General features: G+C 34.5%; 16 protein-coding genes and 1 tRNA gene. 6 read left to right on the top strand and 11 right to left on the bottom strand.

The window, feature by feature from the left end; all coding sequences use genetic code 11:
• Positions 1–210 precede the first annotated feature (210 nt).
• The 5 genes from ABI657_RS02900 to ABI657_RS02880 all read left to right on the top strand — a co-directional run bounded on the left by ABI657_RS02900 (position 211) and on the right by ABI657_RS02880 (position 4,794).
• On the top strand, positions 211–744 hold the full coding sequence (locus ABI657_RS02900) for an ATP-binding protein (protein ID WP_348095735.1): 534 nt from the start codon (positions 211–213) through the stop codon (positions 742–744).
• Between the two features lie 64 nt (positions 745–808).
• Positions 809–2,704, top strand: a complete 1,896-nt coding sequence (locus ABI657_RS02895; protein WP_348095734.1) for an ATP-dependent DNA helicase RecQ — start codon at positions 809–811, stop codon at positions 2,702–2,704.
• Complete coding sequence (gene fmt / locus ABI657_RS02890; protein WP_348095733.1) at positions 2,704–3,651, top strand: methionyl-tRNA formyltransferase; 948 nt, start codon at positions 2,704–2,706, stop codon at positions 3,649–3,651. Before ABI657_RS02895 ends, fmt begins: the two co-directional genes overlap by 1 nt.
• Before the next feature lie 181 nt (positions 3,652–3,832).
• Positions 3,833–4,105, top strand: a complete 273-nt coding sequence (locus ABI657_RS02885) for an HU family DNA-binding protein (protein WP_310282683.1) — start codon at positions 3,833–3,835, stop codon at positions 4,103–4,105.
• 128 nt (positions 4,106–4,233) lie between these two features.
• Positions 4,234–4,794 (top strand): YqgE/AlgH family protein, encoded by a 561-nt coding sequence (locus ABI657_RS02880; RefSeq protein WP_007804468.1) that lies wholly within the window; start codon positions 4,234–4,236, stop codon positions 4,792–4,794.
• Here the strand turns inward: ABI657_RS02880 and ABI657_RS02875 are convergent.
• Both ABI657_RS02875 and ABI657_RS02870 read right to left on the bottom strand, forming a co-directional pair.
• Positions 4,791–5,633 carry an aminotransferase class IV gene (locus ABI657_RS02875; RefSeq protein ID WP_348095732.1) on the bottom strand — a complete coding sequence of 281 codons (843 nt, stop codon included), beginning with the start codon at positions 5,631–5,633 and terminating at the stop codon, positions 4,791–4,793. The two genes, ABI657_RS02880 and ABI657_RS02875, sit on opposite strands and share 4 nt — an antisense overlap.
• A gap of 55 nt (positions 5,634–5,688) precedes the next feature.
• The gene (locus tag ABI657_RS02870) at positions 5,689–6,081 is read right to left on the bottom strand and encodes an START-like domain-containing protein (RefSeq protein WP_348095731.1); all 393 of its coding nucleotides are present in this window, start codon (positions 6,079–6,081) and stop codon (positions 5,689–5,691) included.
• 153 nt (positions 6,082–6,234) lie between these two features.
• Here ABI657_RS02870 and ABI657_RS02865 point away from each other — a divergent pair.
• Positions 6,235–6,308, top strand: a tRNA-Met gene (locus tag ABI657_RS02865).
• A 527-nt stretch (positions 6,309–6,835) separates the two neighbouring features.
• On the opposite strand, the gene ABI657_RS02860 is transcribed toward ABI657_RS02865, so the two are convergent.
• The 9 genes from ABI657_RS02860 to ABI657_RS02820 form a co-directional block, all read right to left on the bottom strand.
• On the bottom strand, positions 6,836–7,741 hold the full coding sequence (locus tag ABI657_RS02860) for a carbohydrate kinase (protein WP_348095730.1): 906 nt from the start codon (positions 7,739–7,741) through the stop codon (positions 6,836–6,838).
• A gap of 23 nt (positions 7,742–7,764) precedes the next feature.
• Positions 7,765–9,321, bottom strand: a complete 1,557-nt coding sequence (locus tag ABI657_RS02855; protein WP_348095729.1) for a glycoside hydrolase family 32 protein — start codon at positions 9,319–9,321, stop codon at positions 7,765–7,767.
• Positions 9,322–9,340: 19 nt separating this feature from the next.
• Complete coding sequence (locus tag ABI657_RS02850; RefSeq protein WP_348095728.1) at positions 9,341–10,738, bottom strand: DUF4960 domain-containing protein; 1,398 nt, start codon at positions 10,736–10,738, stop codon at positions 9,341–9,343.
• Positions 10,739–10,759: 21 nt separating this feature from the next.
• Entirely contained in the window at positions 10,760–12,451 is a 1,692-nt protein-coding gene (locus tag ABI657_RS02845; protein ID WP_348095727.1) for a RagB/SusD family nutrient uptake outer membrane protein, read from the bottom strand.
• Between the two features lie 17 nt (positions 12,452–12,468).
• A complete protein-coding gene (locus tag ABI657_RS02840; protein WP_348095726.1) occupies positions 12,469–15,570 on the bottom strand; it encodes a TonB-dependent receptor in 3,102 nt (1,033 codons plus the stop codon).
• 37 nt (positions 15,571–15,607) lie between these two features.
• A complete protein-coding gene (locus ABI657_RS02835) occupies positions 15,608–17,206 on the bottom strand; it encodes a glycoside hydrolase family 32 protein (protein WP_348095725.1) in 1,599 nt (532 codons plus the stop codon).
• Positions 17,178–18,536, bottom strand: coding sequence for a sugar porter family MFS transporter (locus ABI657_RS02830; RefSeq protein WP_348095724.1), 1,359 nt, complete (start codon positions 18,534–18,536; stop codon positions 17,178–17,180). Before ABI657_RS02830 ends, ABI657_RS02835 begins: the two co-directional genes overlap by 29 nt.
• A gap of 230 nt (positions 18,537–18,766) precedes the next feature.
• Positions 18,767–21,478 (bottom strand): substrate-binding domain-containing protein, encoded by a 2,712-nt coding sequence (locus tag ABI657_RS02825; RefSeq protein ID WP_348095723.1) that lies wholly within the window; start codon positions 21,476–21,478, stop codon positions 18,767–18,769.
• Between the two features lie 1,175 nt (positions 21,479–22,653).
• Complete coding sequence (locus tag ABI657_RS02820; protein ID WP_348095722.1) at positions 22,654–25,470, bottom strand: insulinase family protein; 2,817 nt, start codon at positions 25,468–25,470, stop codon at positions 22,654–22,656.
• Between the last annotated feature and the right edge of the window lie 212 nt (positions 25,471–25,682).

The following is a 25,682-nucleotide window of genomic DNA, read 5'->3' as shown; positions in this document are numbered from 1 at the left end:
CTAGGCCTGATTACTTCACTTTGTTTTTATTTTAATTGGAGTTCAGTGAACTTCGTTTGAGGCGGTATCCTTTTATGGCGGCTTTCGCCATAAAAGATAAAGCCGAAAGCAGGAACGCATACCTCCAAAATTGCGAAATCACTTGCTCAGGACAAAATATCTTTTCAAATACCAATAACTTTAGGTAAATTTGCGCTTTATTTTACGAAAGTGCAAAAAGAAATCATAGTTATCATTGGAGGTCCCGGAACCGGAAAATCTACTCTTTTAAACGAATTAGTCGCTCGTGGCTATTGCTGTTATCCTGAAATTTCACGACAAGTTACCCTCGAAGCGCAGCAGCGTGGTATTGACCAGTTGTTTCTGGAACAGCCTTTATTGTTTAGCGAAATGTTACTGCAAGGACGGATTAAACAGTTTGAAAATGCTCTTGAAGAACCTGATAATGTAGTTTTTATCGATCGCGGAATCCCTGATGTTGTGGCTTATATGGATTATATTGGTGATGAATATCCCGAGCATTTCACGAAGGCCTGCGGGGATTTTAAATATTCCAAAACTTTTATTTTACCTCCATGGGAAGAAATTTATGAAAGTGACACGGAGCGTTACGAGAATTTTGAACAGGCAGAAACGATTCAGAAACACCTTATCGAAACCTATAAAAAATACGGCTACGAGTTAATTGAAGTTCCTAAAGATACTGTAGAGAACAGAATTCTTTATATATTAGATAAAATTTAGGTATCTGTTTAAAGTTGTAAAACCAGAAACTGATTTCTAAATTTTTAACTTTAAAACCACATCAATGGCCGAAGCGCAGGAAATTCTTTTAAAATACTGGAAACACGACAGTTTCAGACCGTTGCAAAAAGAAATTATTGATTCGGTTTTAGAAGGTCGTGATACTTTTGCCCTGCTGCCGACTGGCGGCGGAAAATCAATTTGTTTTCAGGTACCGGCGATGATGCAGGAAGGAATTTGCTTAGTCATTTCGCCTTTGATTGCCCTGATGAAGGATCAGGTAGCAAATTTGCAAAAACGCGACATTAAAGCCATAGCTCTTACTGGCGGAATTCATACCGAAGAAATCATAGATTTGCTGGACAATTGCCAATTTGGAAATTATAAGTTCCTGTATCTTTCCCCTGAGCGTTTACAGTCTGACTGGATTCTGGAACGCATCAAAAATCTTCCTATTAATTTAATTGCTATTGATGAAGCTCATTGTGTTTCGCAATGGGGACATGACTTTCGTCCGGCTTATTTAAAAATTTCGGAACTTAAAAAATTCTTTCCAAAGATTCCGTTTTTAGCTTTGACTGCTACGGCAACTCCAAGGGTTATTGAAGATATTAAAACAGAAGTGGGACTAAAAGATCCTAATTTTTTTCAGCAGTCTTTTGAAAGAAAAAACATTGCCTACATGGTTTTTGAAGTTGAGGATAAACTATATCGTGTAGAGCAAATCCTGAAGAAAAATCCTCAGCCTTCTATTATATATGTACGGAACCGAAAATCCTGCCTTAATATGTCGACACAATTGCAATCGTTAGGATTTAAAGCGACTTATTATCACGGAGGACTTTCGTCTAAAGAAAAAGATAAAAACATGGAATTGTGGATGTCGGAACAAGCGCAGGTTATTGTAGCCACCAACGCGTTCGGAATGGGAATTGACAAAGACAATGTAAAAACGGTTATTCATACCCAGCTTCCTGAAAATATCGAAAATTATTATCAGGAATCAGGAAGAGCGGGCCGAAATGGTGAAAAAGCATTTTCGGTAGTCCTGACGAATTCTTCAGACAGTAACCAATCAGAACAGCAATTTTTGAGTATTTTGCCGGATAAAAAATTCCTGAATCTGATGTATGTCAAGCTTTGCAATTATTTTCAGATTGCTTATGGCGAAGGTTTAGACGATTCGTTTTCATTTAAACTGAATCACTTTTGCCAAAAGTATGATTTTCCAACCCTCAAAACATATAATGCTTTGCAGTTTTTGAATCAGCAGGGAATTATCACGATGTCTCAGGAATTCTCAGAAAAGATAACGATGCAGTTTTTGATTGAATCAAAAGAAGTGATTCGGTATATGAGTTTAAATCCGAATGATGAAGAAATCATTCTGGCGATTTTAAGGACTTATCCAGGAATTTACGAAATGAAAACGCCATTTAATATTTCATTAATTGCAAAAAAGTCAAATCATACCGAAGAGCAGGTTGCAGCTGTTTTAGAAAAGCTCAGTAAAAAAGAAATTATAGAATACAAATCTAAAAATAATGATGCTATCATTTTATTTAATGAAGTGCGGGAAGATGACAGAACTATAAACAGAGTTTCGAAATATTTAGAAAGGCAGAATCAGCTTAAAAAAGACCAGCTATTATCAGTCCTACACTATATTAAGGATAATAAAACCTGCAAGAACCGATTGATTTTAGATTATTTTGGAGAAGAAACTACTTCTAATTGCGGCATTTGCTCCTATTGCATTACACGAAGAGGAAAAATTACCGAAGCCGATTCGATTGCGGATAAAATTTTGCTTTTACTAAAAACCGTTGCTTTGAGTTCAAGAGAAATTCAGGTTCAGGTAAAATTAGATACGAAAGACGTAATTTTGGCCATTCAGGAATTATTAGAAAATAATTATATCACCATTCAGGCGAATAATAAATACACTTTAAAATTATAATGGAAAAGTTGAGAATTATATTTATGGGGACACCGGAATTTGCCGTTGGCATTCTGGATACCATCATTAAAAACAATTACGATGTTGTCGGCGTGATTACAGCTGCAGATAAACCGGCAGGACGCGGGCAAAAAATAAAATATTCTGCAGTAAAGGAATATGCACTGGCAAACAATCTTACTTTATTACAGCCAACCAACTTAAAAGATGAAAGCTTTTTATCCGAATTAAAAGCTTTGAATGCTAATTTGCAAATTGTAGTAGCCTTTAGAATGTTACCTAAAGTAGTTTGGGAAATGCCAGGTTTAGGAACTTTTAATCTTCACGCCTCATTATTACCGAATTATCGCGGTGCGGCACCAATCAACTGGGCCATTATTAATGGAGAAACTAAAACGGGTGTCACTACTTTTTTTATTGATGATAAAATTGATACAGGAGCTATGATTTTAAATTCTGAAATTAGCATAGAACCAGAAGAAAACGCTGGACAACTGCATGACAGATTAATGAATTTAGGAAGTAAAACTGTTATTGACACTTTAAAGGTTATTGAAAATGGAAATGTAACAACCACTATTCAGGAAGATAGTGCTGAAATTAAAACAGCTTATAAACTAAACAAGGAAAATTGTAAGATCGACTGGACAAAACCAGGATCAGAAATAAGCAATTTAATTCGTGGCTTAAGTCCATATCCTGCTGCATGGTGTTTTTTGAAAGATAAAAATGAAGAGCAAAATATCAAAATATATGAAGCTAAACTGATTTTGGAATCCCATTCATTCGAAATTGGAACCGTAATCAGCAGTAAAAAAGAAATTAAAATTGCTGTTCAGGATGGCTTTTTAGAACTTTTGAGCTTGCAGTTACCTGGTAAAAAGAGGATGCATATAGCAGAATTACTAAATGGAATGACTTTTTCAAATGTGGCAAAGGTCTATTAAAGTCAATGAAAACAGGGTTTTATACCTGTTTTTGGTGATAACCTACTAACCTTTATGAACAAAAGAAATAAGTTATTAACAATTTTTGCTAAATTTAAAGAAAAGACTTGCAAGGAACGGATTTCCTATTAAATTTGTGTATTAACAATTTTTTTTAACCAACAATTAATAACTAATTATTATGAACAAATCAGAATTAATCGATGCTATCGCTGCTGATGCAGGAATTACAAAAGCTGCGGCAAAATTAGCTTTAGAATCCTTTTTAGGAAATGTAGGTGCAACTTTGAAAAAAGGAGGAAGAGTATCATTAGTAGGTTTTGGATCTTGGTCAGTATCAGCAAGAGCTGCAAGAGACGGTAGAAACCCTCAAACAGGAAAAACTATCAAAATAGCTGCAAAAAATGTAGTAAAATTTAAAGCCGGAGCTGAATTAGAAGGTGCAGTGAACTAAGTAAGAAAGTTCTCTAACTTATAATATAATCAAAACCCTTCTTCATGGAGGGTTTTTTTATGCGGTTTTTCCGAATTATTTGGGTTTTTTAAAATTTTATGATTAAATTTAATAAAAATTGTAACCGTATGATTTCAGAAAAATTAAAAAAAGGACACCTGCTTATTGCCGAGCCTTCTATAATTGGAGATTTATCATTTAATAGATCGGTAATTTTATTAGCAGACCATAACAAAGAAGGATCAATAGGTTTTATCATTAATAAGCCATTAAAATATACTATTAATGACTTAATTCCTGAGATTGATGCCAGTTTCAAAATATACAACGGGGGACCTGTGGAGCAGGATAATCTTTATTTCATTCACAACATTCCTGAACTAATTCCAAATAGCGTAGAAATATCAAACGGGATTTATTGGGGAGGCGATTTTGAGTCAACCAAAGACTTGATTAATGATGGATCCATCAACAAAAACAACATCCGTTTTTTCTTAGGTTACACTGGTTGGGATGAGAATCAGCTTGAAAATGAAATGCAGGGAAACTCGTGGATTATTGCCGATAATAATTATAAAAATAAAATTATTGGAAAATCTACAACCCATTTTTGGAAAGAACAAATTATCGAATTGGGAGGTGATTACCTTATCTGGTCTAATGCACCTGAAAATCCATACCTGAATTAATTAATTTCAGATATGGATTCATTTAGCTTTTGCAACAGCAAATGAGCCAGATTGCTTGTAAACTGTTTTTTTCGGTATTTTGTTATGGGCTGTATACCTGTAATTACGTTGGTTATAAATAATTCATCAGCCTTTTGAAGATCGAATGTTGAAATTATCTGTTCAAAAACTTCCACATTTTCAATTTTTTTTGCCAAAGATAAAATTTGCTTGCGCATTACTCCATTTAAACATCCTTCTGAAACTGGTGGGGTAATTAATTTATTACCCAGAACCATAAACAAATTTCCCTGTAATACTTCTACAACATTTTTGGTGTCATTTAACAAAATACAGTTGTCAAGTCCATTTTCATCAGCAAAAACACTTCCGGTAATATTAATCAATTTGTTAGTCGTTTTAATTGACGATAACAATTGTTTTGAGATATAATAGTCTTTATATAAATCAACTTCGTATGAAGCAGTATTTAAAGGGTAATTAACGTTTTCAAGAGCTATCGCATGTATCAGATAGGAAACCTCATTCGTTTTTGGGAGATACAATCCGCCATCATTTCTAAAAACTGTTATTCTGGCTCTGGCCGATGCATCAATTCCATTATATTTGACCAGGCTTAAGATTTGTTCCTCCAGATATTCCATTGTGAAATTCATTGGAATCTCCATCCTAACTACACGCATTGAAGCCATTAATCTAAAATAATGATCTTCAAGAAACAATACTTTGCTGTTGATAATCTTGAATGTTTCAAAAACACCGTCTCCATATAAAAACGCACGATTTTGTGTTAATATATTATCGTTTTGTTCTACTAAATTTCCATTAAAATTGATCATAAAAAAACCCTGAATTTTTGTTCAGGGCAAATATAAGTTATAAAATAGACTTTTACTAAACCGAGCCTATTAGATGTTTTAAGTCTGAAATTTGATTTTCCCAAAGTTGTTTTGCTTCACCAACTTCTTCTTTTTCGGCAAAATCAATAACCATTAAGGAAACATCTTTAGTGAGTTCATCAACTAAAATATGTAGTTCGAAAAAATATTCAGTATCCTTGCTGCTGTCATCAACCCATTTGAATTTTACTTTTTCGCCAGTCTTTTTAGAAGCCAAACGTGCTTTTTCCTGAGAGTCATTCCAGATAAAAGTAAAAAATTCACCTCTTGAATTTACATTGTCCGCAAACCATTCAGACAAACCTGAAGGGGTTGATATATATTGATATAGAAGTTGTGGAGAAGAATTAATTGGAAACTCTATTTCGTAACGTATTTTTGAATCCATGTGTTGCTTTAAATTTTTTGGAAATATAAGAATATCTGTCTAAAAAAAGGTGTTTTTTAAAAATATTTTTTTTTCTTTAATTTATACTTGTTAGCGTAAATATAATTTTTATATTTGCACCCGCAATGAAGGCTCGGTTCCTTATGTATTATTGGCGAGGTAGCTCAGTTGGTTAGAGCGCAGGATTCATAACCCTGAGGTCACGGGTTCAACTCCCGTCCTCGCTACAAAAACAAACCCTTAAACATCAAATGTTTAAGGGTTTTTATTTGAAATATTCCTCACTTGAGCTCTATCTCAAGTGAGGAATATTATAAAACACATTTGTAAAGCATTATAAGTGTGAACAATAAAAAATAGACCTCAGCCATTTCTTTCTTAATAAAAGTACAAAACTACCCATAATAGGAGTATGATTGTGAAATATATTGAAAAAATACTAAAGAGTAATATTTAGGAGTAGTAAAAATACATACTTGAAAGCAAATTTACTACAACAGAACTTTGTATAATTAAGACTTAGTAATATGAAATAGTATAAGTAAAATTGTAGACTTCACTTTTTTATGAATACATGCATTTATTCTTTTTATTTCTTTTAAATAGAACTTACTTGATAGCAAAAGCCTAATATCAAAAGATATTAGGCTTTATTTTAACAAACTGCTATATAAGTAGCTCAAAACCAATAATACTATTTTAGTTTTTCAACCACAATCAAGAGCTTAATAAAATTAAACGATAAAAAAAGTATTTATGCTTTTATTTTCAACATTATATTCTCAATTCTAGAATTAGAAATCTCAGGATTGGCTCCAGGTGCTGCAGCTACTAATGCCCCAACTGCACAAGCTAAATCTAAAGATCTTTGAGGCAATTTATCCATAAGCAATGATGTAATTAAAGTCGCTAAAAATGAATCACCTGCTCCTACGGTATCAACAACTTCTACAGGATAACCGCCATTTTCATAAAGTTTTCCTTCCCACATTAACAAAGCTCCGTGTTTTCCTTTAGTCACACACATTGCATTGACCTTTGTTCTTTCTGAAATGAATTGCATATTATCTTCCAGACTTGTGAAAGGCGACTGCATGGCTGCCGCAATTTCCAGCAATTCCTCATCGTTAAACTTAATAAAATCAGCACAATGCATTAATTGTTCCAGAATTTCATAAGAATAATGAGGCTTTCTTAAATTGACATCAAACACCTTATAGGCTTTTGTTTTCAGCAGTTCTTCCAGCGACTCTCTTGATACTTTGTCCCTACAAACCAAACTTCCGTAAATTAAAACATCAGCATCAATAGCTAATTTTCTGGCTAAATCATTCAATTCAATTTTATCCCAAGCCGATGGATAACTGATTTCATAACTTGCCGAACCACGCTCGTTTAAGGTAACACTTACCAAACCTGTCGGAAAATCTTCTGACTTTACAATACTATCGGTTTCAAGTCCTAAGTTTTTTACCTGATTGATAATTGCTTCTCCATCTTCATCATTTCCTACACAGCTGATCATGGCCACTTCACAGCCTAATGTTTTCATACGCAGAGCTACATTTAGCGGAGCGCCGCCAATCTTTTTTTCATTGGCAAAAACATCCCAAAGCACCTCCCCGTAGGCCACTGCCTTAAGGGTTTTTCCGTTATTCATTCTAAAATTATTTTATATTAATGTTATTCGGGTTGTGTAACCTGAAGAGTGGTAAATACTGCATTTTGTCCTTCAGCGATTAATCCCCATTTATTTTTATCCCTTCCGTAAATACGATTTGTCAGGGCAACTTTTCCATTTATATATAGCACCACAACACTTCCTTCAGCAATTATTTCAATATCATATTTTGTATTCACTTGAAATTGAAATGGAATTCGGGTCACTTCCTGAGAAGCGGAGTTAAAACCTTTAATTTTTCCCTGAGCACTATCAAAAATTATTTTGTAATAGGCTCCGGCATCATTAGTATGAAAAACAAATCCTGCTGTACCGGAATTATTTGCCAAAGTAACTTCTGCTTTTATTTTGGCTTTTTTGCCAGTTGCTTTAAACGTTACCATTGCTTTTTCTGTACTTCCTGACAAAGTATAAGTTCCGTTATTTACTGTTGCATTTCCCGAAGTTACGTCAACTTCTGCACTTATGCTTTTCTTAGCAAACAAATCTGTTACCGATTTTGGAGAATTTGTTCCTAAAGTTCCATCAGTATTCTGAATCAATTCATGAATCACCATATTTCCTGCCCAATCTTTATTGCCAAGATCATTTTCTGGTGTTTTTCTGGCATTCCATCCAAAGACGTATCTTTTATTTCCATCAGAAGCTGTTTTTCCCGCATAAAAATATTCTCCGTCAATCATGTCATTTTGTGGCGTTGTCCACGGTCCATTGATGGATGATGCCATTTTATAATGTGTTCCTTTATTACCGCTCCAGTTTTCAGAAAAAACCAGATACCAATAATTCCCCATTTTAAAGATGTCGGCACATTCCATCATCAAGTAATTTTCCTGAGGAGTTGTTGTATAAATTGGTGATTGTACATCCCATTTTCCTGAAGCCGGATCAGCACTTGTAAAATGCAATAAAACTGCTTTTCTTCCCGGATCAGTCTGTGTACTAACCAACATTGAATATTTTTTCAATTCATCATTATAAAACACATGCGGATCTCTGAAGTCAAAATCGTAATAACCTGCCGGTGCCGTAATTTTAAACGAAGGCATTTTTGTCCAGTTTTTCAAATCCGGACTTGTGGCGCACAATACACTTTCTCTGGCGTTGGATTGCAAAAAAGCAGGTAAGCCATTGTGTCCTGTATAATAAAAATAATAGAGATTCCCGACTTTTACAACTGATCCTGTTCCAACTGCAAAATCTGGATCATTGGTCTGACCATAAGGAATCGTTTGCCCTTCATAAGTAAAGTGAGCCAAATCCGTACTTAAAAATTCATGGATATCATGAAATCCTTTTCCCGCCGGTTTATTTTGTGCATCATGGAGAAAGTAAATATGAAATTTTCCATTATCAAAAAAGGGCATTATATCTCCGGTATACCCCGCACTGTAATACGGATCGTTTGCTCCCATCCATTGAGAAGGCGGTGTAGGAAAAACACTTGTCATTTCAGAATTACCGCCTGAAATTGAACCTCCAACATATGCCTCGTCAGAACTGCATGAAACAAGTGACAAGAAAATGGAAGCTATCGTTATTATATTTTTATATTTCATTTTTGTTTATTCGAAAGGGTTAATCTTTAGCTAAATAATTGATGCTGTTTTGTGTCAAAAGCTTAATATTGGTTATAAACTCGTTGGCTTGACTTGGAACACCGCTGCTGTTGGTTTCGTTATACCAATCATAAGCTCCCATTGAAATCACGACTGCATTTTTATTGGCAGATGTATTTGGAAACTCTGCAATGGTAACTCTTCCGTCAAGATTATTGTCCCAGGCTTCACTTGCTAAATTAGTTCCACCTGTTTGGTTTCTCCAGCCTTCTCCGTTACCATATCCGCCCCACTCCGGTACAAACCACCATGCGGTATGATTTAGTCTGAAAGTTCCGCCTTGCAATAGATTCGCTTTTCCAGTTTCAAACGTGATTAACCCATCAAATATAGGATGGCTTTCATGCCCAACAAATGACATTCCCCAAGAATTTGCATCTACAAATCCGTTAGGAGGAAAATCTCCAAAAACGTTATTCGGCCCTTTTCCTGACGGTACAATTCCTAATGCATCTACATATTGAGAGGCAAAAGAAGTCAACAGTAAATTTCCACCGTTAGATCTGAAATTCTTTAAAGCTGTAGTAACTGCAGGTTTATAAGCAATTGCCGGTAAATTAGCAGCCGAATCAAAATGCCACCAAATCACATCAACATCGCTTAAATCAGCCCCGTTTTCAATACTGCTAAATGAAATGTATTTCGCTCCGTTAAAAGTTGAAAAGAACCAATCGGCTGCTGTAATTTCATCCATATTTGTAATTTCAGCTCTTGTAGCAGCTGTTCCTAAAAAAGCAACTACTAATCCTGTTACAGGAACACCGACATTAGCGGTATAATTAACACTTTTTCCATTAGATGTTACTGTAAAAGTTACTGCATTTGTAAAATCAATTGTCGCACCAGATGCTGGCGAAATAGAAACACCTTCTGTCAATTCAATAACTGGTTTTAAAGCTGTCAAATCAGTGCTTTCCGGTAAAGTCATGGTAATCGTTTTGCTCACATCGTTGATTGTTGCAGCAACTCCATTGATTTTAAAACTTTTAATCGGACTCAAAACAACAGCCGTTACCGTATAGTCTTTGTACAAATTACCGTTTACCACTCTAAATTTTACAGGATTTGTAAAATTAGCCGGCACTATTACATCTAAATTTGATGTTGCTCCTGCTTCGAGTACCATTTCAGGTTTTACCGCTGTAATATCTGATCCGTAAGGCATCGTGATATTAATTTTTCCCGTTTTCTGATCAATTTCTCCCGCCACTCCATTTATTTTAAAAGAAGTAACATTAGAAGGTGAATCGACATCAAAACCACCAGTCTCAAAATTGTTCTCGCAGGCAGTGATCATAAAAACCATTGCCAGTATCAAAGACACTTTGGTCCAATTTATATATATATATTTTTTCATATCAATATTTCTTAGAATAGATTAGTAACCCGGATTTTGTTTGTACAATCCCTGACTGAAATTAATTTGCTTCAACGGAATTGGGCAATATTCTTCTTTATTGGCATCAAAGAAGGCATCCTGATAATACGTACGTTTTGTTTTTTCTTTAGTGTAAAACGCATTCATTACCTCATCTGTCACTCCCCATCTTACTAAATCAAAGAAACGACTTCCTTCCATGGCTAATTCTAAACGACGTTCGAAACGCATAGCTTTACGGGCAAAATCCTGCGTCCAGTTGCAATTCACTCCGTCAACATACGTATTGATTTTAAAATTGTTTACATACGGAAGTCTTCCTGTACTTTGAGCAGCTCTTTCCCTGATTTGATTAATGAGTGGCAAAGCTTCTGCTTGTCTTCCCAGTTCAATCAAAGCTTCTGCACGCATTAAGATCACATCAGCATAGCGAATCTGGATTCTGTTTTTAGAATTCCCATAAAATGGATCAATATTTACTACACAGCTGCAGTTTGGCGCTACGTTTTCTTTTAACGAAGCAAAATAACCATATGTGCCAGGTGATCTTACCCAAGCTTCAACATATAAAAATTCAGGATCATATTTGTAAGGCAAACCAGGCATAGCAACCGTATGATACAATCTTGGATCAACCGTATTGGCATCAATATTTTTATAATCGAAATCCTGATCATTGTAGGTATCAAATTCAGGTAAACCATTAGCTCCTGTTTTAAAAGCATTCACTAAATTCTGACTTGGTTTATGAAAATCGCAACATCCCAAACCTTGTGGTGTTGACAGCACATCTGAAAAATTTAGCCTTCCGTATAAAGTTCCGTCATTGTCTGAAAATTGGATGGAGAAGATAGATTCTGCTCCGTTTTCAAAAGTTCCCGGCAAAAAGTTATTAGCAAAATCAGGCTCTAAACTTGCTTTTCCGATTACCTCATCAGTAGCCGTAATTACTTCCTGCAGATGCTGCTGATTAATTCCGGTAACGTTGAATTTTTCATCCTGCGTATACGCCTGATACAAACGTGTTTTGGCTAAATAAGCATAAGCTGCTTTTTGGGTGGCACGCCCTATCTGTGGCTGAACTTCCGGTAAATTATCGGCTGCAGCCTGAAAATCTTCTGCAATTTTATTCCACAGTTCTTCGTTAGAAAGTGCTTTGTTTGATATGGTTTTATAGTCTTCTACCGGAATACCTTCAGTGATATAAGGTACATCTCTGAACATAATTTTCAGCATGAAATAAAAATGACCTCTTAAAAAACGCATTTCGGCCATACGTCTTTTCTTAAGCGGATAATCAGCTTCTGAAATTTGCTCCAATGCTTTCAAAGCTTTGTTAGTCCTAGAAACTCCAACATAACTGATGTACCAAAAATTGTCAAGTTCACCAAAATCAGGTCTGATATTATTGGAAACCTCAAAAAAGTGAAAGTCCTGAATATCGTTGGTACCGCTTCCTCCTTTATAGGCATCATCTGAACGAACATTCCCAAATGGCCACAAACTGTAAGGTGAATCATAATGGTCGTTTCCTAATTGTGCATAAGCTGCATTCATAAACCCTTCAACTGACTGTGGTGTAACAATATCATCCTCAGACAATACTCCACGAGGGTTTTCTTCAAGAAAATCGGAGCAGGAACCAAAGATTCCCAATGCTACAAATCCTGCTATATATAGTATTTTTTTCATGTTTTTTGATTTAATCTTTATAAAGTAAAATTAATACCAGCCGTAAAAGTCGTAGGCTGTGGATATCCAAATCCTGCATTTTCAGGGTCTACACCAGTGAAACTTTTGGCATCAATAATCAATAAGTTTTGTCCGCTGATATATAATCTAAAGCTTTCTAAATTTATTTTTTTCAACAGCTCTTTTGGCAGACTGTATCCAAATTGTAAAACTCTAAGTTTAAGATAGTTTCCATTTTCTACATAATAAGTTGAAAATCTTGATTCTGCATTTCTATCTACAGTAGTTAATGCAGGTATTGTAGAATTTGGATTGTCCAAAGACCAGGCATTAAGCAAGCGGGTTCCTTTGTTTGAACCTACATCATCCACACTCCAGAAATCGGTCTGGTATTTGGTATTATTAATTACATCAACATCACTTGCTCCTTCCCAGAAAGTGGTGAAATCCCAATTTTTATAGCCTAATCCTAAATTAAATCCGTATGTCAATCCCGGATTTGGATTTCCTATCCACGTACGATCTTTATCTGTTATCGTTCCGTCTCCGTTTAAATCTTTGTAACGAATTCTTCCAAGGCCTTTTCCTTCCTGAATAGCTGAGTTGTCTACTTCGTCCTGATTTTTAAACAATCCATCTGTAACATAACCGTACATAGAGTTAATCGGACGTCCTAAAATATTATCATCTAATCCGTCTCCTCCATAATTATTTCTTACCTCATCTGGCAAATGTGTAATCTTGTTTTTGTTTGCCGAAATATTTCCAGAGATATCATATTTCAATCCAAATGACGTTTCATCTTGATATCCTAAAGTAACTTCCCATCCTTCATTTTCCATCGATGCTCCGTTTACCCAACGATTTCCACCTTCTGCTTTGACTGCTAAATATGGTGGTAATACTAGAATATCAGTTGCTTTCTTTTTATAATAATCAACAGAACCGCTTAATTTTTGTTTGAATAATCCAAAATCTAAACCTATATTGGTTTGAGTCGTGGTTTCCCATTTTAAATCATTGTTAGCAGTTTGAGTAGCTCTAAAGCCTGATGGCAACACTCCTTTTCCGTTTCCTGAAAAATCATAAGCGGTACCAAAAGAGGTTGCCCAAGTAGGGCTTCCGCCTGCATAATCTGCTATATAAAGAGAATAAATGGCGGTATTACTAATTTCCTGATTTCCTGTTTGCCCCCATCCTGCTCTTAATTTTAAATCTGAAATTACTGAGATATTGTCTTTAATGAAGTTTTCATTACTCATTCTCCATCCCGCAGAAACCGCTGGAAAAGTTCCGTATTTATTGTTTTTACCAAAGCGTGAAGAACCATCACGACGGATTGTCGCTGAAAGCAAATAACGATTATCAAATTCATAATCTGCTTTTCCGAAATAAGAAAGCAAAGAATATCCGGTTGATGTTCCGCTTGTAAACGATTCTCCAGTTCCTGCATCAGGATACATATAATCCGGAGTTTCGATCAAAAAATCATTTTTACGTAACGTTGTGTTTTCAAAAGTATCTTTGTTCATCTCAGTTCCTGCCAGCAGATTCAAATTGCTTTTCCCAAAATTCAAACTATAAATTGCCGTATTACTCCATGTCCATTTATCGCTCACCGATTGGTCTATTGTAACTGATGTCTGATCGTTTTGCAAATAACCAGATTGGTAACTTCTTTGTAGTGTACGTTTTTTAAAAAAACCATAATCAATACCAAAACTACTTTTGACATGCAGGTTTTTGATAATCTCTAAATCGGCATATACATTTCCGAAAAGACGCAAATAATTGTATTTATTATCCTTGTTATAAGCTAAAAGACGTGCCGGATTTTGCCTGTCATTCATTCCGCCCACTGGTCCACCCCAGCCTTTTCCGTCAACAGTATGCACTGGTATAATTGGCAGGGCACGAAGTGCAGGATCTAAAACTCCCGGGTCAGTAACTTCGTTGGTACGATTAAAACTGAAATTTTCTCCGATTACTAATTTACCGTCAAAATATTTATAAGAACCATTCATTCTGGCTGAAATTCTTTCGAAATCTGTTGTCTTTACAACACCTTCATTTCCATAATATCCCAATGAGAAAACATAGTTTCCTTTGTCTGAAGCATTCGAAACCGACAAATCATAAGAATTGGCAATACCTGTTTGCGATATGGCATCATACCAATCTGTGTTTGAAGCTTTAATTGTCTGATCAGCATCCAAATATTCAGGAACCAAAACTTTATTTAACTGAGGCTTATTATTGTTTACCGACCAGTCAAATTGGTAGCGTAAGTTATTATTGTTCGGATTCAACCCGTCATTGATATTGGCCTGCCACAACGCCTGACCAAACTGATTGGCATTCATAACATCAAGTTTTCGTGAATAATCAGAAAAAGAAGCATAGGTGCTGAAATTAATTCTCATTTTACCAGCTTTTCCTTTTTTGGTCGTAATAATGATAACTCCGTTTGAAGCGCGTGAACCATAAATACTGGCTGACGAAGCATCTTTTAAAACCTGAATGGTTTCAATATCATTTGGGTTTAATTCGTGCATTCCAGATTTAGTCGGCATTCCATCAATTACATAAAGTGGATCTGTGTTTTCAAAAGTTCCTACACCACGAATGACTACTTTTGTATTTCCTCCGCTTGGAGAACCGTCAGACGAAACTTTTACCCCCGCTACCCTTCCCTGCAGCGCTTTAATTGGATTGGGCTCCGGCTGTTTCATGACTTCTTTCATGTTTACAACGGCAACGGCTCCCGTAATATCTGTTTTCTTTTGTTTGGAATATCCGGTTACGACAACTTCATTTAATTGATTGTTGTCTACTTTTAAAGTTACATTAAGTGTTTTTTGTCCTTTAACAGAGATAGATTCTGGTGCGTATCCGATAAATGAAACGACAATTGTAGCATCCGGATTTATTTGCTGAAAAGAAAAGTTCCCATCAAAATCTGTTACTGTACTTATATTAGTTCCGGAAATAACTAAGGTTGCTCCCGGAAGAGGCATTCCGTCATCTGACGAAATTACTGTTCCTTTAATTCCGCCTTCCTGAGCTGCAATGAGCATTGGAAAGAAGAAAAATAGAAAATAAATAATTTTACTTTTCATTGTTAGTGTGGTTTAGATATTAGTGTTAGTATTAGTATTAGTTTGCATTCAATTGATTCATTATGATATTGCTCATCTCAAATCCCTCGTTCGAAGAAACCGATATAGAAGTAAAAGGCTGGTTTGTGAAAAAGATTTCGGTGATTACTTTTTCGCCATTGTTATAAAATATTTCAATAGATGTTTTGTCTAAAATGATTTTAAAAAGACCCTCTTTTTGGTTTCCATCTAAAGCTGCTTTGGTAATTGTTGAAGCAAATTTCTCTGAGAAATCATTTTTTCCTGCCTTCGAACGATCCAAAAACAAATAGTGTTCTGAATTATTGATTCCGAAAGTCAAAGATTCTCCGCCTGCATTTGAAAGTGCAAAAGTGTACGTGTCTTGTTTTAAATTTTTTAAATTAAAGTTGATAATGGCCTGTGTTAAATCGACATTTCCTGCTTCGGGAATTGAAAGTTTTCCTTTCCCTTTAAGGTTTTTTCCTTTAATACTTTTAGAAACATATTTGTTAATTTCTTTTACCGGATTAGAAATTAAACTATAGTCATTTCCTTTTTTTATTAACTCTATTTCACGTGCAATTGTCGTCGCGCTTCTCCAGGCATTAGTAGGTACATCTTGGGCATAATCCCAATTTGACATCCATCCGATGAATAATCTTCGCCCGTCTTCGCTCGGAACATTATTCCAGGTTACTCCTGCATAGTTGTCTTTTCCGTAATCGATCCAAACTGCTTTTTCCTTTTCTACTTTTTTAGCAAAATTAGAATCCATCGTAAACGTTTTTCCATCAAAATCTCCAATAAAATATTGCGTACCTGAACCGCCATTAGCTCCTCCCGGATTTAAACTCTGAATCAAAACCCATTTGGTTTCGTTAGTTCCTTTTACTTTTATTTCAAAGAAATCCGGACATTCCCAAACACCTCCGTGAGCACCGATATCTTTTCCAAAATCCGATAAATATTCCCAGTTTTTAAGATTTTTCGATTTGTAAAACTGTGATCTGTCCTGAGCAGCCAAAACCATTATCCATTGTTGATGCGTTTCATCCCAGGTCATTTTTGGATCACGGAAATCACGAATTCCAGGATTTTTGATGACAGGATTTCCTTCCTCAAATTTCTGCCATGTAAAACCATTGTCGTTCGAATACGCAATATCCTGCTGCTCAACATCAATTTTTTTTTCTTTCTCTTTTGTCATATCATGCAGCGTATAGATTGCCACAATTGGAGCTGTTTTTCCTGTACCCAAACCCGAAGTATTGTTTACATCGACTGCCGCACTTCCTGAAAAAATATATTTGTCTTTATCCGGATAAATCGCAATGGGCTGTTCTTCCCATTTGATTAAATCTTTACTTATGGCATGACCCCAATGCATTGGTCCCCATTTATTTCCATCAGGATAATATTGATAAAACAAATGATAATTTCCGTTAGCATAGAACATTCCGTTCGGGTCATTCATCCATCCTTTTTTTGGTGTAAAATGGAAATTTGGGCGGTACATTTTTTCTTCATCTGTATTTACAACCGAAACCTGAGTATTTTGTGCTGCAGCAGAAAATGGTTTACAGCCCGATATTGAAAACAGAAGAGCACTAAAGAATGCCAGCGGTAGATGTTTCATTGATTTCATGGTTTTTGATATTTTTTTTAGTTAGATTTTCGCTTAATACTTCTAAAGAAATTCCCTTGGTTTCCGGCATCATAAAAATGACAAACAGCAATTGAAGCACCATCATCAGTGTAAAAATTAAGAATACAACTTCAGGTCCGATTTCTGAAAATAACATCGGAATTAGTGACGGAATTATCGCTGCTAAAACCCAATGCACTGAACTTCCAAAAGCCTGTCCCGAGGCACGAATATGATTTGGGAAAATCTCTGAGATAAAAACCCAGATAACAGCTCCCTGACCAATGGCGTGAGAAGCAATAAATAAGAAAAGGAAAATGGGTACTGATAATCCTCCCCAATTGAAATAAAACGAAGCAGAGACCAATCCTAAGGAAATAATATATCCGACAGAACCAATGTACATCAACAACTTTCTTCCTAATTTGTCGATTAATGCTACACCGATTAAAGTAAATATAAGATTCGTAATTCCGATTCCGATGCTGCTCAATAAGGCGGTATTTTGTCCCAGACCTGCTTCTTCAAAAATTCTTGGCGCATAATATAAAAAGGCATTGATTCCCGAAAACTGATTGAAAAACGCAATTAAAAAAGCCAGCATTAAGGGGAAACGGTATTTTTTCATGAAGATATTTTCATGTCTGGTAACTCCATTTTCCCTGGAATCATCCATGATGTCTTTAAGATCAGCAGTCGGATCAATTTGAAACAGCACTTTACGAGCTTCTTCATCGCGATTTTTAGACAATAACCATCTTGGACTTTCCGGAATTGTAAGTATGAAAAGAATATAGATAATAGATGGGAAAGCCTGAACTCCAATCATCCAACGCCATGCATTTTCTCCGATATCTTTTAAAAAATAATTGGAGATAAAAGCAATTAAAATTCCAAGTACAATATTGAATTGGTACAAAGCTACTAATTGGCCTCGTTTATCTGCAGGGGCAATTTCAGAAACATAAGCAGGAGCAGCAATAGTTGAAGCACCAACACCTAAACCTCCAATAAACCGGAAAGCGGCAAATACAAACGGATCATTTGCAAAGGCAGCAACTACAGCTGAAATGAAATATAAAATCCCAATCCAGAACAGTGTTTTTTTACGACCTAACTTATTGGTTGGAATTCCTCCAAAAATAGCACCTACAACAGTTCCCCAAAGTGCCATTGCCATAACAACAGATCCATGAAAAGCATCAGATGAATGCCAGAGAAGCTGTAATTGTTTATCAGCTCCAGAAATAACTACGGTATCAAAACCGAATAGAAAACCTGCCAGTGCAGCAGTAACAGACCAAATCAATATCTTGTTCATTGTAGATGTATTAAAAACTTACTGCTAAGATATCCGCAAAAAAAACAACTTATTTTTAATGATGTTACAATTTAATCCTATAAATACTGAAGGTTTGATATTTAAACAACAAAACCTTTGTTTACAAGGCTTTACACAATTTAAAATTTATTTACGAAAACCGTGTAGTTTCGATTTTGTTACATTAGGTTCAAAATTGATACCTGATTAGTTTCTATTTTATACCAATCTTAATTGGATGATTTATATTCCTTTGGTGAAATTCCAAATTTATTCTTAAAAGATGTAGAAAAATAGTTTGGAGAAGAGAATCCAAGAGCGTATGCAATTTCAGAAATATTCATCTCATTTGACTTTAAAAGCTCCGCAGCCTTCTCCAATTTTACATTATTAATATGATCGCTGATATTAATTCCAATAATGGCTTTTACTTTTCGATACAACTGAACTCTGGAAACTCCAAGTTTATCGGCTAAATCTTCAACAGAGAATTGAGGATCTTCAACATTCTTCTTAATGATATCATTCATTTTGGCAATAAATGACTGTTCCTGGTTGCCAAATTTCAATTCCGGGTCAATACGGTAAATATTATTGGTATAATAATAACGTAATTTTTCTCTGTTAAAAAGCAGGCTCGCAATAGATTGCTTTAAAATAGCAAGGCTAAAAGGTTTGGTAAGATACTGATCAACACCACTCTGCAATCCTTTTAAAACAGATTCCTTGTTGCTTTGAGCCGTTAAAATAATAATTGGAATATGTGAGGAACGCAAATCCTTCTTCAGCTCTTTGCTAATTTCGTAACCATCTTTATCAACTAGATTAATGTCGCAAATGATGATATCCGGAACAATTTCCATTGCTTTTTCAATAGCGTCACTTCCGTCTGATGAATGAACAGCATATTCATTTGATAATTTAGCCTTTAAGAATGTAACCAAATCGATGTTATCTTCTATAACCAAAAGCGTATGCTTTTCTGAATCAGAAATTAAATTTACATCATTTAAATCAGATTCGATATCTAAATTATCTGTTATTAAATTTGGCGTTATATTTAGTTTTTCGGCTTTATTTACAATTTCAGAAGGCTGTAGATGACTGTTTCCTTTTAATAAAGTTATTACAAACTCACTTCCCTGTTTCGATTTTAATTCGATAGTGCCCTGATGCAGAAGTACAAATTCTTTTGAAAGATGAAGTCCTATTCCTGAACTGTTCTTATTATTATTTGAAGCTCTGAAAAAAGGATTAAATACGTTAGACAATTCATTTTCAGGTATTCCAATCCCGGAATCTTTAAAACTAATTTTAACCTCATTATCCTGATTTTCAATAATCGAAATAGTTATTCTCCCGTTATCAGGTGTAAACTTGAAAGCATTCGAAAGCAAGTTGAAATACACTTTATCCATCAAACCCCTATCTATAAACAATTCCAAATTTTTATTTTTACAAAACAGCTGAAAATCAATATTCCGGCGGACTGCTTCGCCATTGAAGTTGGTTATTACCTCATTTGTAAAATCATAGATTTTAGTATTTGAAGCCCTTAAAGTAAATTTTTGTTCTTCTATTTTTCTAAAATCAAGCAGCTGATTTATTAATCGCAGTAATCTGTTGGAATTTTTATGAATCAGTTTTACTTCATCAATAAGTGCAGTTCCCTTAATTTTCTCATTTTCAATTAAGGACTCCACATAACTCATGATCAAAGTTATAGGTGTTTTAAATTCATGGGAAAGACCTGTAAAGAAATTCAATTTAGCTTCATTGCTTTTCTCTGCAATTTTTGCCATTTCCTGAATTTCATTATTTTGATCAATTACGGTCTGATTAATCCTTTCGAGTTGTTTTTTCTTTCTTGAAATAGAAATTGTTGAATAAATACTGTAAATAGTCAGACTTAAAATGATTACTAAGAAAAAGCTCAGCAGCCTGACCAGATTATTCTGTGAGGCATATTCTGTTTCCTGAACCTTTATTGCTCCCTGCTGTGACTCAATAACAGTTTGCTGTTGATCAACCTTATCCATTTGGTTTTCGATAATCTCGGCATTATTATTATCAATAACAATCGTATTAAGTATGTTATTTTTAGAAATTGGTTCTTTATTGTAGATCTTCATAGCCAATTTCAAAGCTTCGTTTCCTCCTGTCGGATATAAAATGGTACCGTCTAAAACATCACTTTTTACCAATTCAATTCCGCCATTAACCGTATTGAGTCCATCAACTCCGAGAAATTTGATTTTCTTTTCTAAACCCAGAGTTTTTGCAGTTTCCCATGCACTTAGAGCCATGCGGTCGTTATGGGCAAAAATATATTCAATATCGGAATTCTGTAAAAGAATTATTTTTAGAAGAGCCTTAACCGACTCTCCTTCCCAATTTCCGTGAATAGTGTTTATTACTCTGAAAGGTTTGTTCTCCTTTATTATCTGATCAAATCCCAGACTCCGTTCATATGCAGGGGATGAGCCGCTTGCTCCGGTAATTTCGATGATTTTGCCCGAACCTTTACTGTGCGAAATAATATATCGGGCGGCAATTCTTCCAATTTCAATATTGTCTGCTCCTAAATAAGCAGTATAATTTTCGCCATCTATTTTTCGATCTACAACAAGAACCGGAATTCCTGCTTTTATGGATTTTTCTACTACTGCTGTTAAGGGCTTGGATTGAATTGGCGATACAATAATAACATCTACCTTATTAGAGATGAACCTTTCAATATCATCGATTTGTTTCTCGATATTATTATTGGCATCACTAATTTTTAAATCAATTTCAGGTCGCAGCGAAGCTTCAATCTTCATCGAACTGTTCATTTGTTTACGCCAATCATCAGTTGTCATAGCCTGAGAAAATCCAACTTTTATTTTATCGTCCTGTTTTTGTTTACAGGAAACAAAACTTAATGATGCTAATAAAAACATCAAAATATATTTTACAAATTGATACATGAAATTATAAGTTTATGTAAATAAATGATTTTCGAAAATATCTTCTTGAATCAATGACTTGTCAAAAATAATTAGGAAGGATTATTTTGTTCTGACAAATAAGAAGGATAAATAATTGTAAAGATAAAATTAAACTTTTATTTACTGAGTTTTAACTTTGAAAAATATGAAGATTATCATACTCCAACAACAAAATGCCAGTTACTAAATGTAAATCACTATTATTCGCTCTTCAAAATCAGAAATTGTAGAACTTTGAGTAAATAAGCTGAAGTGAGGAAAACAAGTGAGGAAAAGACAAAAAACGCCATAAATCTATTTTTCACAAAAAGAATAAGTGCCTTAAAATGAATCCATTACAAAATACAGATGACTAAATTTCAATTTTCATAACCCTGAGGTCACGGGTTCAACTCCCGTCCTCGCTACTTAAGCAGATAATGCTTAGCAGCTATCTCCTTTTTTTTTGGCAATAAAAATCTATAACACAAACAGTTAATGCTTGGTCATTTAAGTTCTATTTTTTTACTGCCCAAAATCTTTACTCTCGTAAAGACTAGTCAAAAACCTTAATTTACGGTGGTTTTATGACATTTTTCCAAAGTTCGATTTCTCTTTAGGGATTTCTGCGTTTTTCCTTTCTGCAGGCTTATTGCGATTTTTCGATATAAGATAAGAAAGTCTAGCATAATAGCCGCTCCTATCATCCATCTCGATGCCATTTTTCGCTAACAGAGCTATTGCCCAATTAACTGAAACCTTTCTATCCATAAAATTTTCATAATATTGCTTTTTTGTTTGTTTTTTGATGTTAATATCTTTGATAGTGCGCCATTCAATTCCAAAGAAATGTCTCCTGTTTGAAAACAACCTTAACAGGTGGAATTATATTAACAAGATAGTTGAATTCCATTATGATTATGATGCCTGTTTTGCAATGGCTAATTACGGTAAATCTGAATGATTATTGCAGGAACAAAATACTGCTCTTTCTGTTGAGTAAAAATTAAAAGAGCTGCCCGGCAAAACAGCTCTTTATAGTCTACAATTTCTATTACTAATTCAAAATTTAAAAAAAACACAAGTTTTTTCTTTTAAAGACTATTAAAATTAAAATAAAGAATTGCCGTTCTTAGATTGATAAAGCTCTATTTTGAAGGACTTTCATGAGTTTTAGGATGCATCACGACTTCTACTTTGTCAGCTTTTGGCAATACCTCGCCTGCGTATTTTTTAATGTCTTTTACAGAAATACTTTTGATTAAATTTTCATAAGCATCACTGCTAACAAATTTATCTCCTGTTTTTAAGTAATCTACAATCGTGTTCATCCAATAAGAATTTGATTTAATATTCTGCTGATTGCTTTTAATCAAATCTTCTTTTATGTCTGATAAATCTTTTTCTGGCACATCATTTTTCACAATACTATTAAGTTCGTCATATACAATCTGAAGGAGTTTACCATCTTTTTCGGGATTACAGTCAAAACTTACTGTCAAAGAAAAAACTGGTGTCGGATTTTTAGCTAATGAGATCTGAGTTTGAACACCATAACTTCCCCCCTCGTCTTCTCTGATTTTTTCCAAATAACGCTTATTCAATAATTGTGAAAGCATGTACGCCATGATTTGGTTCTTCTCTGAAAATACAGCGGTTTTGTTTTCAAGATGCACATATATACTTGTTTTAGGAACGCTCATTTCTCTAATCAGTTTTTCTTTAAAAAATCCTTTAGCCATTCCAGTTTTATGATCGATAAACTTTTCCTGAGTTTTATTTCCTGCTACATTCCCTAAATATTTATTGATTGCTTCAAGGTCACTTTCACCAATATTTCCAACAAAAACAAAAGTAAAATCAGCTGCGTTTGAAATACGCTGTTTGTAGATTTTAGAAGCTTCATCAAACTTTAGCTCTCCAAGATTTTCTTTGCTTAAAAGAAAAGTTCTTTTGCTGTGATTAGTATCTAACAAAGCAATTGTATCACCAAAAATTTTATTATTATTTTCATTTACATTTTCAAGTGCATTGCTGTAATAATCAATGATTCGCTTGTAGGCCTGATTTTCAAATCTTGGATTTTTAAAGTATAAATATGTCAGTTCTAAAAGTGTTTCTAAATCTTTTTTTACAGCACTTCCGCTAAAGCCTTCGTAATGTTCTCCAATAAAGGGACTCACTTTAACTGTTTTTCCTGAAAGCTGTTTTTGTAAATCGGTAACTTTAAAATCTCCTAATCCTGAATTTTTAGCTAAAACTGCTGCAATTTGCGACGATGGAAGATCTTGTTGTGGCAATAACGAAATTCCACCGGGACTAAAAGCTGAAAAAAGAATTTGATCCTGAGCCAAAGTGGTTGGATAGATAATTATTTTAGCCCCATTATCTAAAACATATCCTTTTGCTTCTTCGATTCCTTTAATTTCAAATTTTTTGGCAATTGGTTTTATCGTAAGTTTATCAGTAACCAAATCAGCATTTGTAACTGTTTCGGTATAAGGTTCTAACTTTTGTTCTTTTATTTTTTTAATTACCGTTGTATAATCAGTTTCTGTTGGATAGGTAATATTTTCTTTTTCTGGTCCTGAAACGGTCAAAACCTGATTTTTTTCTGTTTGAAATGCACGAAATACTTTATTGATTCCATTAACGTCTATTTTTGCCAAAGTCGTTTTTACAAATTCCACTTCGTCTTCTAAACTCATTACAGGCGAAGCTTCTAAAAAGTAGTTTTGCAATTGCGAAGCCCAGTTTTCGTTGCTAATTTTATCTTTGTTTTTTAACTGATTTTCATAACCTGTACGCATATTTTCTTTTACACGATCCAGTTCTTCTTTTGTAAAACCATTTTGAATTGCTCGCTCATATTCTGTATATGCCTGCTGAAAAGCTTCCAGCAATCGTCCGTTTTTAGGATTTACTGTTAAAGTAAAAAAGGAAGTCAAACGGGTTAAACCAGAATAACTTAAACCTGCACCCAACAAAGCCGTTTCATTGTTTACAGTATATTCTCTAAAACGATTATTCATCATTTGTAAAGTCAATTGTTCTGCAATACTATTTTCAAATGCTGCAAAATCCTCAACCAGCGGTTTATTCTTTTTAAAGTTTAATGAAATAGATGTTTTCTGAGCTTCTTTATCCAAAGCCAGTTTGTACAACAATTTATCGTTATCCGGAATTGCTTCATAAGTACGCTCTGCAGGATTGGAAGGCATTGGAATTGAACCCATTATTTTCATTACCTGCTGTTCTATTTTTGCAGGATCAATATCTCCAACAATAATTACAGCCTGATGATTGGGCAGATACCATTTTTTATAATAATCTCTTAATTGTTTGTATTTGAAATTGTCGATAAGATCCATATTGCCCAGAACATCTCTTTCTCCGTATTTTGAACCATTGTAAATGAACGGTTCTAACTGCGATCCAATTCTTAAATCGGCATTTCTTCTGGTGCGCCATTCTTCGTGAATTACTCCTCTTTCGGCATCAATTTCCGCATCCTTTAAAGATAAAAAACCAGACCAATCGTGTAAAACATATAAACAGGAATCTAATAAAACTGGATTTTTAACCGGTACATTACTTAAATTGTAAACCGTTTCATCATGTGCTGTATAAGCGTTAATGTCACGTCCAAAAGTAACGCCATGTTTTGCCAACATATTGATCATCGCTTTTCCTTTAAAATGCTCTGTTCCGTTAAAAGCCATGTGCTCTAAAAAGTGGGCCAGACCATTTTGATTGTCGTCTTCTAAAATTGCACCAACATTCTGTACAAAATAAAAATCGGCTCTTTCTTTTGGCCATTCGTTATGCAGAATAAAATAGTGCATTCCGTTGTTTAAAGTCCCATGAACAACGTCTTTCCGTAACGGAATTGTTGTTTTAAATTGCGCTGAAACCTGCGTTAAACCCAGCATTATAAAATACGCAAGAAATAATTTTATTTTCATTTTTTTGATAGTTAATGTTCTTTTTTGATTGATTTGTAAAGTTTGTTTTTGAAAAATAAATTTTACAAATAGTGTAAGAAGTCCCTTCTGTCGATTTGAAGACTTATGAAAAATCTTCAAATGACAGTCTTTTTTAACACATAGAACATAGTTTAAAGCTGCTGAAAAAGCCCTTTTCTCTTACATCAGTTCATAGAGATTTGGTATTTTTT

It is taken from the genome of Flavobacterium sp. (assembly GCF_039930565.1).
Lineage (GTDB): Bacteria > Bacteroidota > Bacteroidia > Flavobacteriales > Flavobacteriaceae > Flavobacterium.
This window is presented reverse-complemented; position numbering and strand designations above follow the sequence as displayed.

Excerpts from the sequence above, each read along its gene's own strand:
- ABI657_RS02895 (WP_348095734.1), top strand. The coding sequence starts at position 809 with ATGGCCGAAGCGCAGGAAATTCTTTTAAAATACTGGAAACACGACAGT.
- fmt (WP_348095733.1), top strand. The coding sequence starts at position 2,704 with ATGGAAAAGTTGAGAATTATATTTATGGGGACACCGGAATTTGCCGTT.
- ABI657_RS02885 (WP_310282683.1), top strand. The coding sequence starts at position 3,833 with ATGAACAAATCAGAATTAATCGATGCTATCGCTGCTGATGCAGGAATT.
- ABI657_RS02880 (WP_007804468.1), top strand. The coding sequence starts at position 4,234 with ATGATTTCAGAAAAATTAAAAAAAGGACACCTGCTTATTGCCGAGCCT.
- ABI657_RS02875 (WP_348095732.1), bottom strand. The coding sequence starts at position 5,633 with ATGATCAATTTTAATGGAAATTTAGTAGAACAAAACGATAATATATTA.
- ABI657_RS02870 (WP_348095731.1), bottom strand. The coding sequence starts at position 6,081 with ATGGATTCAAAAATACGTTACGAAATAGAGTTTCCAATTAATTCTTCT.
- ABI657_RS02860 (WP_348095730.1), bottom strand. The coding sequence starts at position 7,741 with ATGAATAACGGAAAAACCCTTAAGGCAGTGGCCTACGGGGAGGTGCTT.
- ABI657_RS02855 (WP_348095729.1), bottom strand. The coding sequence starts at position 9,321 with ATGAAATATAAAAATATAATAACGATAGCTTCCATTTTCTTGTCACTT.
- ABI657_RS02850 (WP_348095728.1), bottom strand. The coding sequence starts at position 10,738 with ATGAAAAAATATATATATATAAATTGGACCAAAGTGTCTTTGATACTG.
- ABI657_RS02845 (WP_348095727.1), bottom strand. The coding sequence starts at position 12,451 with ATGAAAAAAATACTATATATAGCAGGATTTGTAGCATTGGGAATCTTT.
- ABI657_RS02840 (WP_348095726.1), bottom strand. The coding sequence starts at position 15,570 with ATGAAAAGTAAAATTATTTATTTTCTATTTTTCTTCTTTCCAATGCTC.
- ABI657_RS02835 (WP_348095725.1), bottom strand. The coding sequence starts at position 17,206 with ATGAAACATCTACCGCTGGCATTCTTTAGTGCTCTTCTGTTTTCAATA.
- ABI657_RS02830 (WP_348095724.1), bottom strand. The coding sequence starts at position 18,536 with ATGAACAAGATATTGATTTGGTCTGTTACTGCTGCACTGGCAGGTTTT.
- ABI657_RS02825 (WP_348095723.1), bottom strand. The coding sequence starts at position 21,478 with ATGTTTTTATTAGCATCATTAAGTTTTGTTTCCTGTAAACAAAAACAG.
- ABI657_RS02820 (WP_348095722.1), bottom strand. The coding sequence starts at position 25,470 with ATGAAAATAAAATTATTTCTTGCGTATTTTATAATGCTGGGTTTAACG.